The organism is Pedobacter sp. CG_S7, assembly GCF_040544395.1.
Classification (GTDB): domain Bacteria; phylum Bacteroidota; class Bacteroidia; order Sphingobacteriales; family Sphingobacteriaceae; genus Pedobacter.
Genome location: NZ_JBEONS010000030.1, coordinates 1 through 14,770, shown reverse-complemented (window position 1 = coordinate 14,770; position 14,770 = coordinate 1). Strand labels below are relative to the sequence as shown.

The window sequence follows — 14,770 nt, the reverse complement described above, 5'->3', positions numbered from 1 at the left end:
AGAAATAAAGTAATTAAGTTACTTCTTAATTACTTTATTTGTTATTTATAACTAAATAATACCTACTTTAAGTTGATTTTTTGTATCATTGAAGTATGGAGATTATACATGTTAGTGCAGAATGTTACCCGGTAGCAAAAGTAGGAGGATTAGGTGATGTGGTTGGCGCTTTACCTAAGTATCAAAATAAACTGGGTCATATTGCCAAGGTAGTGATGCCGGCTTATGATACCCGTTTTATGCATGAAAATGAATTTGAAGTTGTTTATGATGGATGGGGTAAATTAGGCTTCCAGGATTTCACCGTCCGGATATTCAGAGAGAAAACTAATAAACTAGGGTTCGACCTCTATCTGGTACATATTGCCAATTTTACAGACAGGCCACAGGTTTATGGTTATGCCGACGATACCGAACGTTTTCTTGCCTTTCAAATTGCAATATTAGATTGGATAGCGCAGTGGCAACATTTGCCAGATGTAGTCCATTGTCATGATCACCATACAGGGTTAATTCCTTTTATGATGTCTAATTGTTTAAGGTATAGGTTTTTAAGAGCTGTTCCTACGGTACTTACCATACACAATGCCCAATACCAGGGGCAATTCGGCTGGGATAAATTAAATTATATACCTGCATTCGATACTTGGAAGTCTGGTCAACTAGATTGGAAGGGTTCAATCAATCCACTTGCTGCTGCTATTAAATGTTCCTGGAGAATATCTACAGTTTCACCTAGTTACCTTGATGAGATTAGTTTTAAGGCAAATGGGCTGGAAGATTTACTGGCACAAGAACGTGGAAAATCATTTGGAATCCTTAATGGAATAGATAATGAGGTATGGAACCCAGCTAAGGATCCTATGCTTAGTAAGAAATTCACCATAAAAACTGTTGAAAAAGGAAAAAGTGCAAACAAAGATGCTCTTTGTCGTGTTTTTAACTTAGATCCTACAAAGCCTTTATTTACTTTTATTGGGCGTTTGGTTGGGGAAAAGGGCGCAGATTTATTACCTGATATTTTTTATAATGCATTACATCAGTCACCTGGAGCAATTAATATATTGGTATTAGGCTCTGGGGATCCACAGGTAGAAGGCCAGTTAATGCATTTAAAAGAAACTTTCCCTGATTATTACAATGCTTATATAGGGTACAATGAACAATTGTCGCATCAAATATATGCAGGTGCAGATTTTTTACTCATGCCTTCCAGGGTAGAACCCTGTGGTTTAAATCAATTATATGCCCTTCGTTATGGTACCATTCCAATTGTGAGGAGAATTGGAGGATTAAAAGATACCGTTGTAGACATAGGTGATGGAGGATTTGGAATTTGCCATGATCAAACGAGTGTATGGGATGTAGGCCATGCCATTGGAAGGGCTTATGAGTATTTCCAAGATACTAAACGCATTAAAGAAATACGGAAAATGATGATGCAAATAGATCATTCCTGGGATAAAGCCGCACAAGAATATATTGACTTATACCAAATGTAAAAAAATAGATATGACTGAAAAAGTATTAGGAGTAATCCTTGGCGGTGGCCAGGGATCTAGATTATCTCCGCTCACTCAAACACGCTCCAAACCAGCTGTACCTATCGCTGGAAAATATCGTTTAGTGGATATTCCGATATCCAATTGTTTAAATTCAGGCATACACCGCATGTTTGTTTTGACACAGTTTAATTCGGCTTCCTTAAACAAACACATTAAGAATACCTATCATTTCAGTCACTTCAGTGATGCCTTTGTGGATATCCTGGCAGCTGAGCAAACTCCAGATAATCCTACCTGGTTTCAGGGTACAGCAGATGCAGTTAGACAAACTATGCATCACCTGCTAAACCATGAATTTGAATACGTATTGATACTTTCTGGTGATCAGCTCTACCAGATGGATTTTAATGAGATGATCAATGCACACATCGACGGTGGCGCAGAAATTACTTTAGCAACGATTCCTGTAACCGCAAAAGACGCCACAGACTTTGGTATTCTTAAAGCCAATGAAGAGCAGCTGATCACCTCCTTTATTGAGAAGCCAAATACCGAACTTCTTAAAGATTGGTCGTCTGATACCGGAGAAGCGATGCAGGCTGAAGGTCGCAACTACCTTGCATCAATGGGGATTTACCTTTTTAATAAAGACCTGCTCATTAAAATATTTGCGGAGAATGCAGATGAAAAAGACTTTGGTAAGGAAATTATCCCAAGGGTAATTCAGCGTTATAAAGTTTGTAGTTTTCAATATGAAGGCTATTGGACTGATATAGGAAATATATCTTCCTTCTTTGAAGCTAACCTTGGCCTTACCGATGAAATACCAAAGTTTAATCTATTTGATAGCCACCACAGTATTTTCACCCGCCCACGGATGCTTCCTCCATCTAAAATTCTAGGAACCACTATGCATAAAACAGTGATTGCTGAAGGTTGTATTTTGCAGGCGGATGATATTAAACACGCTGTAATTGGCATTCGTTCAAGAATCGGACAAGGCACAAAAATTGAAAATGCCTATATTATGGGTAACGACAGGTACCAAACACTCATAGAGATACAATCTGAAAAAGATCTTGGTCGCCCGCTGATTGGTGTTGGTGAAAGATGTTTTATTCTAAATGCTATTTTAGATAAGAATTGTAAAGTGGGTAACGATGTTCGGATTGAAGGTGGCCTGCATTTGGCTGATGGCGATTTTGGTACTTATGCCGTTAAAGATGGTATTGTAGTCATTAAAAAGGGCGCAACTATTCCCGACGGCACCGTAATTTAGAAATAATACTCCAATATACTTACTTCAAATGTTTTGGGCAATGGTTAAGCCGTTACCCGAAACATTTTCCCTTATAGAACGCTAGTGATTACTATCTTTGTATGATGCAAAAAGCGTTTACCGATCAGCTGAACAGGGAGGTTAAGTTCAATTATCCACCAAAAAGGATTATTTCTTTGGTACCCTCACAAACTGAGTTGCTATTTGATCTTGGGTTAGATCAAGAAATCATTGGATTGACTAAGTTTTGCATACATCCTATTGGAAAATATAAAGAAAGAACTAAGATAGGGGGTACCAAGAATTTAAATCTCGAATTGATCCGGAGTTTAAAGCCAGATTTGATAATTGGCAACAAGGAAGAGAATGAGCAGGGGCAAATTGAAGAGCTCATGCAGGAATTTCCGGTTTGGATGAGCGATATTTATAACCTTGAAGATGCCAAGAAAGCCATAAAGCAAATAGGCGAACTTGTAGACAGGCAACCCGAATCGGCCTATTTAAACTACCTCATAAATGCCGGATTCAATGACCTTCAAGCATTAGCCCTACAAAATAACATCAGTAAAAAAGTAGCCTATTTGATTTGGCGTAGTCCTTATATGCTTGCTGGTCAGGATACTTTTATTAACCATATTTTAGCGCTTAACGGACTACATAATGTGGTGAAATCTTCCCGTTACCCAGTTATGGAGTTACAAGAATTAAAGCAGTTGCAACCCGATGTAATCTTCCTGTCGACAGAGCCCTATCCTTTTAATGAAAAGCATGTAAAGGATCTTCAAACCACCTTTCCAAAAGCATCAGTAAGGTTAGTTGACGGAGAAATGTTTTCCTGGTATGGCAGTAGACTGGTAAAAGCCGTACAATATCTTTTTCAACTTCAAAAAGAACTATAAGACTTCAGTATATTTATAAAACAAAGTGGCCATTTTGTAACTGATAACTCAGTTGCAAAATGGCCACTTTTTGATGCGAATTTCTTTTATTTTAGTTCGACAATTGCCGCTTCAATATAGGTTAAACTCGCCTGGTCGTTTTGCTTCTGCTGTTTCAGTTTCACCAGAAAATTGGTAACGAAAGTATTTGCACCATAAGTTTTATATTTCAAGCCAATCGCCTTTACAGCATCAACACCTTTTTTTATGGCATCAATGTCTTTTATCTTTCCTAAAATATTCATGTACGCAGGAATAACTTGTATTTGTTCCTGCGTACCTAATGATGAAAACTTTTCAGTAATAAAAGGCAATTCATTTTCAGTTCCAAATTTGGAATAAACATTCACCATTGCTTCAGTCAGTGCTTTTCTATTGTCTTTTTCAAAAGTTTTTGCCGTAGCCAAAGCATCCTGAGGTTGCTGTAGCGATAAAGCGATTAATGCTGCACCCTGTACGGCATAAGAATTACTTTCTAAAGCTTTTTTAAACAGAGGAAGATCGGCAGGATTGTTGTTTACAGCCAAGGCAGAAATAGCCTGTGCCCTAACCAGAGTGTTTGGATCACTTGCAGCTAATTTTTGAATGATTGGAAGTGTTGTTTTAGCCAGTTCCGGCTGACTTAAATCTATTTCTTTTAGCGTGTTAAGCCTTAGTCTATGGAATTTATCGTTCAATGCAGCTGTTAAAATCTTAACAGCGTCAGTGTCTTTTTGGTTCTTTGCTGCTGCCTGAATGGCCTCTAATCTATCTAAGTATAGTGGTGCATTCGCATATTGAAAAGAATATTCTTTTAAAGATTTATTGTCTGTTTTCTCCGCTAATAAAGTCTTATCAGCATCCACATTAATTAGGTCTGGTTTCACCGTACTTTTAAAAGTGTAGGTTTGTTCGGCATCATTTAAAGTAACCAGGTGGCGTTGTTTCTGGCCTCCCGCATAAATTTCTATAGCCATGGGTAAGGTAAAAGGTTCTCCACCCTGAGTTTGTTTTATGGTGACTTTTTGCGATTTCGAAGCCTCATCCCAAGTGTAATCAATAGTTAACTTTGGATGACCGGCATTGAAATACCATTGGTTAAAGAACCAGTTTAAGTCCTTTCCACTAGTCTCTTCCATAGCCAGGCGTAATTGATGAGCCTCACCAGTTTTAAAGGCATTTTGTTTTAAATAAAGGTTTAAGCCTTTAAAGAATATATTATCACCTAAAAAGTTGCGCATCATGTGTAAAATACGTCCGCCTTTTTGGTAAGAAACCAAATCAAAAACATCCTCTTTATCAGTATAGTGGAAGCGGACCAGATTTTTAAGGGCATCATTTTTCGAACCAAGATAATTAGCCATGTCGTCATAATTATGCGCTTCGGCAACTTCCTTTCCATATTTGTGTTCAGCCCATAAATACTCGCTATAGTTAGCAAAGGATTCATTTACAGTTAAATTGCTCCAACTTTCTGCCGTAACATAATCACCAAACCACTGGTGGAAAAGTTCATGGGCAATAGTACTTTCTGCCTGACCAAAATACTCATCCAACATTTCCCTGGGTGTACGTTGTACATATTCGCCATGTAAAGTAGCGGTGGTATTTTCCATAGCACCACTTACATAATCACGAACTACAATCTGGCTGTATTTGTTCCATGGGTAATCAAAGTTCAGTATTTTAGAGAAAAAGCTGATCATTTCAGGCGTAGTTCCAAAAATCTCTTTTGCATAAGGTGCATAAGCGGGTTCCAGGTAATAATTAACCTCCTTATCTTTCCATTTATCTTTGTAGATTTTAAAATCTCCAACAGCCATCATAAATAAATATGGCGCATGAGGCAGGTCCATTTTCCAGGTATCCGTTCGAGTTCCGTTGTTGTTTTTTAATTGAGTAACCAGTTTTCCATTAGAAAGGGTAACATATTTAGACGGTACAGTAAGGCTAATTTCTGAAGTTGTTTTCTGATTGGTACGGTCTATGGTGGGGAACCAGGCAGAAGAAGCCTCAGTTTCTCCCTGTGTCCAGATTTGTACAGGTTTTCGGGCAATGGCACTGTCGGGGTTAATAAAATATAAGCCCTTAGCATCTGTAATTGCGGCACTACCTTTCACTTTTAGTTCTTCCGGTTTAGCGGTATATGCTATAAAAACGGTATAAGTCTGACCAGGCAGAAACTTCTTACCTAATTGGATATGGATTTGTTCCTCATCGTAGGTGTATTTTAGTTTTTGAAGCACTTTACCATTTACTAATGCAATGGTTTTAATATCCATGCCTTTTGCATCCAGCGTTAAAGAATCTGTTGGATAAGCAAAGGGTTTAAGTGTTACCCATTCTTTACCCAAAAGTTGTCTTTTTGCATAATCGAATTTTACATCCAGCTTGGTATGTACTAAAGCATTGATTTTAGTAGCCGAAGCGCGGTAAACTGAATTTTCCTTTTGTGGTGCAGGTTTTTCCTGTTGCGCACTAAGGTTATTGACACCGAGCACAAATACCAGGCATGCATAAGCTGATTTTTTAAATATGGATTTCATCTGTTGAGCTCAATAGTTTAATAAAAATCTTAAAAATACAGAATCTACTTTATAAAGTAAATAAAACGCTTTATTTTTTATTTTTCTAAATGAAAGTATTAAAACGGCATAGTTAATTATAAGCTAAGGGCGCTTTTGGCTGATAAAATTTATACCGTTTATCTTAAAGGTACAATCAGCGATGATATTGAAGTGCACCAGTTAAGTCATCATTAATAAAAAAAAGTTATTGTAATAAGGTCGGTGTTTTAGATAAGGCCGGCCTTATTTTTTGGAAAAGATTTGTGAATAGGTTTCTATCTACTTTTAGTCAATGGTTTTTACGAAGAAAACTTAAGCTTCCTATTAAAGGATTTTGAATCTGATTTTAGCTCATGAAAATGTTTTAAAACGTATGTAAAATAAAAGTAACATTTATTTTACACAACTATTGTTTGTTTGTTTTTTTCTTAGCAAATTTACTTAACACAATTAACCAATATAAATCCATTCATTATGAAAAAACGATTTACCTACTTTCCTAGGCTCGGGTTTGAGAAAAAAGCTGGAATTTTATTATGCCAGGGCTTTTTTTGTTTAACCCTTGTTACCAGTACAGTTTTTGCGGCGCCAGGTTCTAATTATACCGAGGCCGGTAAAAACTTAAACCTGTACCCAGGCACAACCGTGCCAGACCGAGATATCCAAATTAGGGGTACGGTCAAAGATGATACAGGTCAACCCTTGCAGGGTGCATCTGTTAAAATTAAAGGTCTTCCTGGAGGCGCTGTTACCGATGGCAATGGAAACTTTTCTTTAAACGTACCTTCGCAATCCGCTGTGCTTGTTTTTAGTTTTACAGGATTCCTTACAAAAGAAGTTACTGTCGGCAGTCAAACCACAATTAATGTACAGCTTAAAACCGATGACCAAGCATTGAGCGAGGTTGTTGTAATTGGTTATGGTACTGCAAAAAGGTCTGACCTTACTGGTGCAGTAGGTTCTGTTAAAGAAGCACAACTTCAGGAGCGCCCAGCTGCTTCATTGAACCAAGCTTTAACAGGCAGAATATCAGGTGTTCAGGTAAACAGCAATTCTGGAAGACCAGGAGGAAGGGCTAACGTAAGAATACGTGGTTTTAGTTCTATTAACTCTTCCAACAATCCTTTATATGTTGTTGATGGGGTACAATTGCCAACAGGTAATCAAGCCCAGGCAAGCCAGGCCATCGATTATATCAATCCAAACGATATTATTTCGGTAGAGGTATTAAAAGACGCCTCATCTACAGCTATTTATGGTTCAAGGGGTGCAAACGGTGTAATTCTGATTACAACTAAACGTGGCGTATCCGGTGAAGGAAAGGTAAGCTATAATGTCGATTTTAGTGTGCCTACAGTAGGTCCAAATTATCCAAAAGTATTAAATGCGAAAGAGTTTCTTGCTGTGGAAGACCTGGCTTACAAAAACATGCAAAAATATGATCCTGATGGATGGGCTGCAGGGAAGTATGTTTCAAGAAATCCGGCGCTGGCTAGAACCGACAAAAGGTTGTTTGACAGCAGCGGTAACCCTTATTATGATACAGACTGGCTTAAAGAAGCAACCCAAAACAAATTATCCCAAAATCATCAGTTAGGTTTTAGTGGCGGTAACGAACGCACTAATTATTCCTTTTCTGTAGGGTATCGTGATGATCAGGGTTTAGTTAAAACATCTTACCTGAAACGTTATTCGGCTAGATTTACGATAGATGACCAAATAAAAAGTTGGTTGAAAGTAGGGGGTACATTAAGTTACACTCAACAGGATGAGAACTTAGTAGATCAAAGTGATCAGGTAGCTCGTAGTATTGTGGAGGATTTCCCATTTTTGCCAGTAAGGTATGATAACGGAATCTTTGCAGACAATAGAGATTACCCTAATGCTGAAGGTCGTTTTAATGTGGTTCACCGTTTGGAGGATACCAAATATAAATTAGGTACTCAAACAACCCTTGGTAGTTTATATTCAAACATCACCTTTGCAAAAGGTTTGGACATGAAGACCATTGTAGGTGCCAATGTTATTTCGCAAGAGAATAATGAATTCAGTAGTCGTACTTTAAATATTTCTGACCAGGGATATGCTGCCGCTCGTAATAGAAAAGAAATATTCTGGTCTATAGAGAATTTCCTGACCTATAACAAAACCATTAATGATATACATGCTTTTACGGCATTAGCAGGTATCTCTTGGCAAGAAAGCAATTTCAATAACATGAGTGCGGTTGTTAGAGGTTTTGCTACTGATTATTTTGAGTATAATAATTTAGGTGCTGGTAGTTTGAATCCGCAGGTAGGATCTAATAAAACCAGACAATCGCTTAATTCTTATTTTGGTAGGATCAATTATAGCCTGAAAGATAAATATTTGTTCACGGCCACTGGTCGTGCAGATGGTTCATCTAAGTTCGGAGAAAACAATAAATTCGCTTTTTTCCCTTCTGCTGCTGTAGCCTGGAAGGTTTCTGAAGAAGACTTCTTAAAAGATAAGTCTGTTATTTCTAATTTAAAACTTCGTGCCAGTTTCGGTGTTACCGGTAACTCAGAAATACCTCCTTATTCTTCTTTATCTTTGTTAAGTTCTAATTATGCAACAGTATTTAATGATACCAGGGTTGTTGGTACGGGTATCAACAGACTTGCAAATGCGGATTTGAAATGGGAAAAAACAACTCAAAGTGACCTTGGTTTAGAACTTGGGTTATTTGGAGGAAAAGTTTCCCTAGAAGCTGATATCTATTACCGGAAAACGACAGATATGCTTTTGGATGCACCAGTACCACGTACCAGTGGCTATGCAACCATTAGAAAAAATATCGGGTCAATGGAAAACAAAGGTTTAGAAATTGGTATCAATACTAAAAACATAGAATCTGAAAATTTCTCATGGAATACTACATTTAACATTTCAATGAATAAAAATAAGATTCTTTCTCTGGCTACTCCGGCAGATATTTTTGGTATTGGTGGACCTAATTTCACCAACCCAACCAATATAATCCGTATTGGAGAAGAGGCTGGTTCATTTTGGGGACTTACCCGTTTGGGTGTATGGTCTGAAGCTGAAAGAGCTGAAGCTGCGAAGTTTGTGAGTTACCGTAATGGTAAAACAATCTTGCCGGGTGATATAAAATACCTTGATGTAAATGGCGATTATGCTATCAATGATGCTGACAGGTCAATTATTGGTAATGGTAGTCCTGATGCCTGGGGTTCTTTATCGAATACTTTTCGTTATAAAAACCTTGATTTAACCCTTGAACTTCAATACTCAGTCGGTAATGACGTATTGGACATGACTTCCCATTCGAGTGAAGACAGGGTATCCCTTGCCAATAGTTACGCAACGGTACTGAATGCATGGACACCACAAAATCAGAATACCCCAATAGCAGAAATACGTGATACACGTGCAGGCTATGTAACCAATGTAGATACACACTGGATTAAAGATGCGTCGTTTATACGTGGCAGGAATATATTGTTAGGCTATACGCTTGCTAATGATTTAGCTCAAAAAATGAAATTGAGCAGATTTAGGGTGTATGTATCTGCACAAAATCTTTTCTTGATTACTCATAAGGAGCTTCAGGGCGATCCTGAAACAACGCCTACTGGTGGATATGCTGGCGACGGTAATAACGTATTCTCTCAGGGAATGAACTGGCATAGCTATCCAAAGCCAACTATTTTTATGCTTGGTTTGAATGTGAGCCTTTAATTTAACTTCAATTAAACAGCTTGATAATCAATGAAAATAAATGAATATAGATTAGCTGATGATCGCTTCTTAACCATTAATTTCAAAAATAAACAGATGAAAATAAACATGATAAAAAATATAAGCGGCTTATTCCTCTTTGGATTACTCTTGCTTGGATCTGGGTGTAAAAAGTTTTTAGACGAAAAAGATCCCTCCAATTTAACACCAGAAAGTTTTTATACCATACCAGAACATGCTGAAGCTGCAGTAGCTTCTGTATATGCAGATGCCAGGTTTGTTGGCGATGGTGCAGGTATTTTTGCTTCCAACTGGCAATTATTAGAAGCTGTTACCGGAACTTCTACTACAGAGACGGCTCAAAACTCTGATCTTAATAACTTATATGGGTTAATTTATGATGGTAATACCGGGCATGTAGTTAATTGGTGGAATGGTGTATATAAGGTGATTTCTCAAGCCAATTTGGTTTTAGATAAAGTACCTGCAATTACGCCAATGGACGAAGCGCAAAAGAAACGTGTTTTAGGACAAGCCTATTTTTTGCGTGCCTGGGCCTACTTTTATGCCGTAAGGTTATGGGGTGATGTGCCTATTATCACTAAACCTCAAACTGCACTTTCTGAAGATTTTTTCCCTCCACGTGCTTCAAAAGAAGAGGTGTATAAGCTAATTATTGCAGATTTAACAGCTGCTGAAGCTGCGGGTTTACCATGGATGGATAAAACTGGAAGAGTTTCCTTGGCTGCAGTGAAATCTGAAATGGCAATTGTATACCTGGCCATGGCTGGACAACCTTTAAATAAAGGTGCTTCGCATTACAAACTGGCCGCCGATAAAGCCAATGAAGTTATTACTTATGCAAACAGTAATCCTACGATTATTAATCTTTTTCCAACTTATGGTGAAGTACACCAGGAAAGTTTGAAAAATGAGAAAGAGCATATTTTTATGTTGCAATACAATGCATTAGTTGCTGGTAACCCTATGGATAACATGTATCCTAACTTTAAACCAGTTACTTTTAATGGTGCTTCTGGTACAGGAAGTACAGTGCCAACCTCACAATTTTATAAATCTTATGAAACAGGTGATCTTCGTGCAAAAGATAGAGAAGGTTATTTCTATACCAGTTATTTTACAAATGGTGATGGTGCATTGTTTCAGTTAGGAGCGCCTTATATTTTTAAGCACTTCAACGTTACCGCAAATGGTACTTCTGGCGTAAAAGGTAGTCGTAATAACAACCTGAACTTGCCTATGATTCGTTTTGCAGAAGTTTTATTAACTTATGCAGAGGCTCAAAATGAGTTAGGTGCCCCGAAAACAGAAGCCTATAACGCTTTTAAACGGATTAGAGACCGTGCCCAACTGGTAACACCAGCGATAGGTACTTATAATCAATCTACCTTCCGTGAAGCGGTGTGGAGAGAACGCTGGCATGAGCTCTGCTACGAGCAGATTACCTGGTTTGACATGGTGCGCTTAAGAAAAGTGTATAACGAAACCACTAATGGATTTGATAATTTTGTAGGACATATCAATAAAAGTTCTAATCAGCCTTTGCAGGAGAAACATTTGTTATTTCCTATCCCTAGAGCAGAATTGCAGAACAATCCTAAACTTACACCTCAAAACCCAGGATATCCAAATTAGATTGACAGTATTGTGTTAAACTGTTTATCAAACACCCCACATGTAACAATGTGGGGTGTTTTTTTTTGTAATCTCCTAATTTGCGTATATTCATCAGCAACTAATTAAAGCTTATTATCCTTAAGAAAAAACAATACACATGAAATCATCATTAAAACACCAGCTGGTTTTACTTCTCGCAATGTTTCCTATTTTTGTGCAGGCACAAAAAAACAATGCTGTACAAAAAAAAGCAATGATTTATCCTGAAACAAAAAAAGAAAACATACAAGACACCTATTTTGGTACTATAGTTCAAGATCCTTATCGTTGGTTGGAAGACGATCGTTCTGCAGAAACTAAATCTTGGGTGGACGCTCAAAATGCAGTCACACAAAAATATTTAGCACAAATTCCTTTTCGGGGTGCTATTAAAGAACGTTTAACGAAGCTGATGAATTATGAGAAATTTTCTCAGCCCTTTAAAGAGGGAGAATACACTTATTTCTATAAAAATAGTGGTTTACAAAATCAGAGCGTACTTTACCGACAAAAAGAAAACTCAGAGGCAGAAGTATTTCTTGATCCAAACACTTTTTCTAAAGATGCAACCACTTCTTTGGCAGGGATAAGTTTCTCTAAAGACGGCAGTGTACTGACTTACCAGTTATCTGAAGGCGGGTCTGATTGGACCAATGCTGTGGTGATGAAAGCTGATGATAAGACCATTATAGGGGACACTATAAAAGACATTAAATTTTCTGGTATAGCCTGGCGTGGAAACGAAGGCTTCTATTACAGTACCTACGATAAGCCAAGTGAAGGCAGTAAACTAAGCGGACTAACCCAATACCATAAATTATATTTCCATAAATTGGGTACTTCCCAAAAAGAAGATAAATTGATTTTTGGTGGAGATAAAATGCCCCGCCGTTACATTGGGGTTAGTTTAACTGAAGATGAGCGTTACCTTATTATTTCTGCTGCCAACTCCACTTCGGGCAATGAACTGTATATTAAAGAGCTGTCTACTCCAAATTCTGCTATTGTTACAGTAGTCGATAACTTTGAAAAGAATCACGATATTATTGATAATGTGGGCAGTAAACTTTATATTTTCACGAATTTAAATGCCCCTAACGGTCGCATTGTTACTGTAGATGCTGCAAAACCTACAACAGACAACTGGAAAGAACTGGTAAAAGAAACTAATAATGTGTTGAGTGCATCGATAGGTGGCGGAAAAATATTTGCAAAATACATTAAGGATGCAGTATCGATGGTGCTGCAATACAGTAGGGAAGGTGTATTGGAACATGAAATTGAATTACCGGGTATTGGTACCGCAGGAGGTTTCAGCAGTAAAGAAACCGAAAAAGAACTGTTTTTTGTTTTCACTTCCTATGTATACCCAACCACGATCTTTAAATATTCAGTCCAAACCGGTAAATCTGAAGTCTATAAAAAGCCGCAGGTCGATTTTGACCCTTCAAAATATGAGTCTAAACAGATTTTTTACAGATCAAAAGACGGCACTAAAGTTCCAATGATCATTACCTACAAAAAGGGGTTGTCCCTAACAGGTAAGAACCCTACGTTATTATATGGATATGGTGGTTTTAATATAAGTTTGACACCTGCTTTTAGCACGTCGGTACTGGCCCTATTAGAGCAAGGAGCAGTATATGCGGTTCCCAATTTGCGGGGTGGAGGCGAATATGGCGAAAAATGGCATCTAGCAGGAACGAAACTGCAAAAGCAAAATGTGTTTGACGATTTTATTGCTGCAGCGAGCTATCTGATTGCTGAAAACTACACTTCAAAAGACTACCTGGCTATTATGGGAGGTTCGAATGGCGGTTTGTTGGTTGGTGCAACAATGGCACAACGACCTGAGTTATTTAAAGTAGCTTTCCCGGCTGTAGGGGTAATGGATATGCTGCGGTACCATAAATTTACTTCAGGTGCAGGATGGAGTTTTGATTATGGCACGTCAGCAGATTCAAAAGAAATGTTCGACTACCTCCACCATTATTCGCCTTTGCATGCTTTAAAGAAGGGTGTAAAATACCCTGCCACAATGGTTAACACCGCAGATCATGATGATAGGGTGGTACCGGCACATTCTTTTAAGTTTGCGGCCAAGCTACAGGAAACCCAGGCAGGGCCAGCACCAGTGTTGATCAGTATATTAACCAATGCCGGACACGGTGCTGGCAAACCAACAGATAAGGCTATTGAAGAAGTGGCCGATAAATGGGCTTTTCTATTCTATAATATGGGCTTGACTTATAAATAACGGTTTAACTTTTGATAGAGCCAATATATTGACTATTTGCTACTTCGCTTCTGTCGTTAGACACGAATGAAATATAGAGCTCAAACTGCTCCTGTTGCATAGAGGCTGGGATATCCAAAATATCCCAGCCTCTATTTCTTTTAGCGCCATTTTGAATAAAGAAATGTTTGTTTTTACTGGCATTATAAGCGAGCAGCATCACCTGATCTTCAGCATGCGGCCAATGTGTTCCGTTAAGGTTTTCCCAGGTAAATTTTAATCCTTCGGTAACCCAGGTTACAGCCGGATTTAAAACCCCTGGTAAAGTACCCTTACTCAAAATTACGTGATCATAAGCTATAGCTATATCGGGATAATCACCTTTTAAAGCATGAGGCATATTGTATTCGACCGCCAGGTTGTAATAGTTTTTTGGGGTTCCAGTAGCCCTCGGTGCAAAGCCAGTTTTTAGAAAGTCTGACATCCCTTTAAAAAAAGAGGATAATACTGTCATTTGCTGTCTTTTATGCAATTGTTTAACTGTAGCCGGCTTATTAGATGGAGCAGCTTTCCCTCTAAGAATTTGTTGGCCGTTGAGTGTGTAAGAGACCAAGTTACCTATTGTTCCGGTCATGCCACCAAATATGCCGTTTGTTAATTTCGCCATGATTAATTTGATTAGGTTTAGTTAATTGTTGATTAAAACAATAAATGTTTATTGTAAATATAGTGTAATAAAATTAACTATAATAATATTTTTACTACTTTTTTAGTAACCACTCAGGTTCCCTCTAACTTACTTTACTGACCTGAAAAATCGTTTAAGGTGTTATTTTCTTTGGATTTTATTTTCAGAAAAAAGCGGG

8 protein-coding genes are annotated in these 14,770 nt (G+C 37.9%); 6 read left to right on the top strand and 2 right to left on the bottom strand.

What is annotated here, in order from left to right; all coding sequences use genetic code 11:
* Positions 1-95: 95 nt before the first annotated feature.
* The 3 genes from AAKU52_RS13820 to AAKU52_RS13810 all read left to right on the top strand — a co-directional run bounded on the left by AAKU52_RS13820 (position 96) and on the right by AAKU52_RS13810 (position 3,683).
* On the top strand, positions 96-1,502 hold the full coding sequence (locus tag AAKU52_RS13820; RefSeq protein ID WP_354334490.1) for a glycogen synthase: 1,407 nt from the start codon (positions 96-98) through the stop codon (positions 1,500-1,502).
* 10 nt (positions 1,503-1,512) lie between these two features.
* The gene (locus AAKU52_RS13815; protein ID WP_354334488.1) at positions 1,513-2,784 is read left to right on the top strand and encodes a glucose-1-phosphate adenylyltransferase; all 1,272 of its coding nucleotides are present in this window, start codon (positions 1,513-1,515) and stop codon (positions 2,782-2,784) included.
* A 101-nt stretch (positions 2,785-2,885) separates the two neighbouring features.
* The gene (locus AAKU52_RS13810; protein ID WP_354334486.1) at positions 2,886-3,683 is read left to right on the top strand and encodes an ABC transporter substrate-binding protein; all 798 of its coding nucleotides are present in this window, start codon (positions 2,886-2,888) and stop codon (positions 3,681-3,683) included.
* Positions 3,684-3,769: 86 nt separating this feature from the next.
* Here the strand turns inward: AAKU52_RS13810 and AAKU52_RS13805 are convergent, their stop codons facing one another.
* Entirely contained in the window at positions 3,770-6,247 is a 2,478-nt protein-coding gene (locus AAKU52_RS13805) for a M1 family aminopeptidase (RefSeq protein ID WP_354334484.1), read from the bottom strand.
* A 495-nt stretch (positions 6,248-6,742) separates the two neighbouring features.
* Between AAKU52_RS13805 and AAKU52_RS13800 the strand changes: the two genes are divergently transcribed.
* The 3 genes from AAKU52_RS13800 (at position 6,743) to AAKU52_RS13790 (ending at position 13,925) form a co-directional block, all read left to right on the top strand.
* Positions 6,743-9,991, top strand: coding sequence for a SusC/RagA family TonB-linked outer membrane protein (locus AAKU52_RS13800; protein WP_354334482.1), 3,249 nt, complete (start codon positions 6,743-6,745; stop codon positions 9,989-9,991).
* A 30-nt stretch (positions 9,992-10,021) separates the two neighbouring features.
* Positions 10,022-11,647 (top strand): RagB/SusD family nutrient uptake outer membrane protein, encoded by a 1,626-nt coding sequence (locus AAKU52_RS13795; protein ID WP_354334480.1) that lies wholly within the window; start codon positions 10,022-10,024, stop codon positions 11,645-11,647.
* Positions 11,648-11,786: 139 nt separating this feature from the next.
* On the top strand, positions 11,787-13,925 hold the full coding sequence (locus AAKU52_RS13790) for a prolyl oligopeptidase family serine peptidase (protein WP_502931032.1): 2,139 nt from the start codon (positions 11,787-11,789) through the stop codon (positions 13,923-13,925).
* 4 nt (positions 13,926-13,929) lie between these two features.
* Here the strand turns inward: AAKU52_RS13790 and AAKU52_RS13785 are convergent, their stop codons facing one another.
* On the bottom strand, positions 13,930-14,571 hold the full coding sequence (locus AAKU52_RS13785; protein ID WP_354334479.1) for a DUF6266 family protein: 642 nt from the start codon (positions 14,569-14,571) through the stop codon (positions 13,930-13,932).
* Between the last annotated feature and the right edge of the window lie 199 nt (positions 14,572-14,770).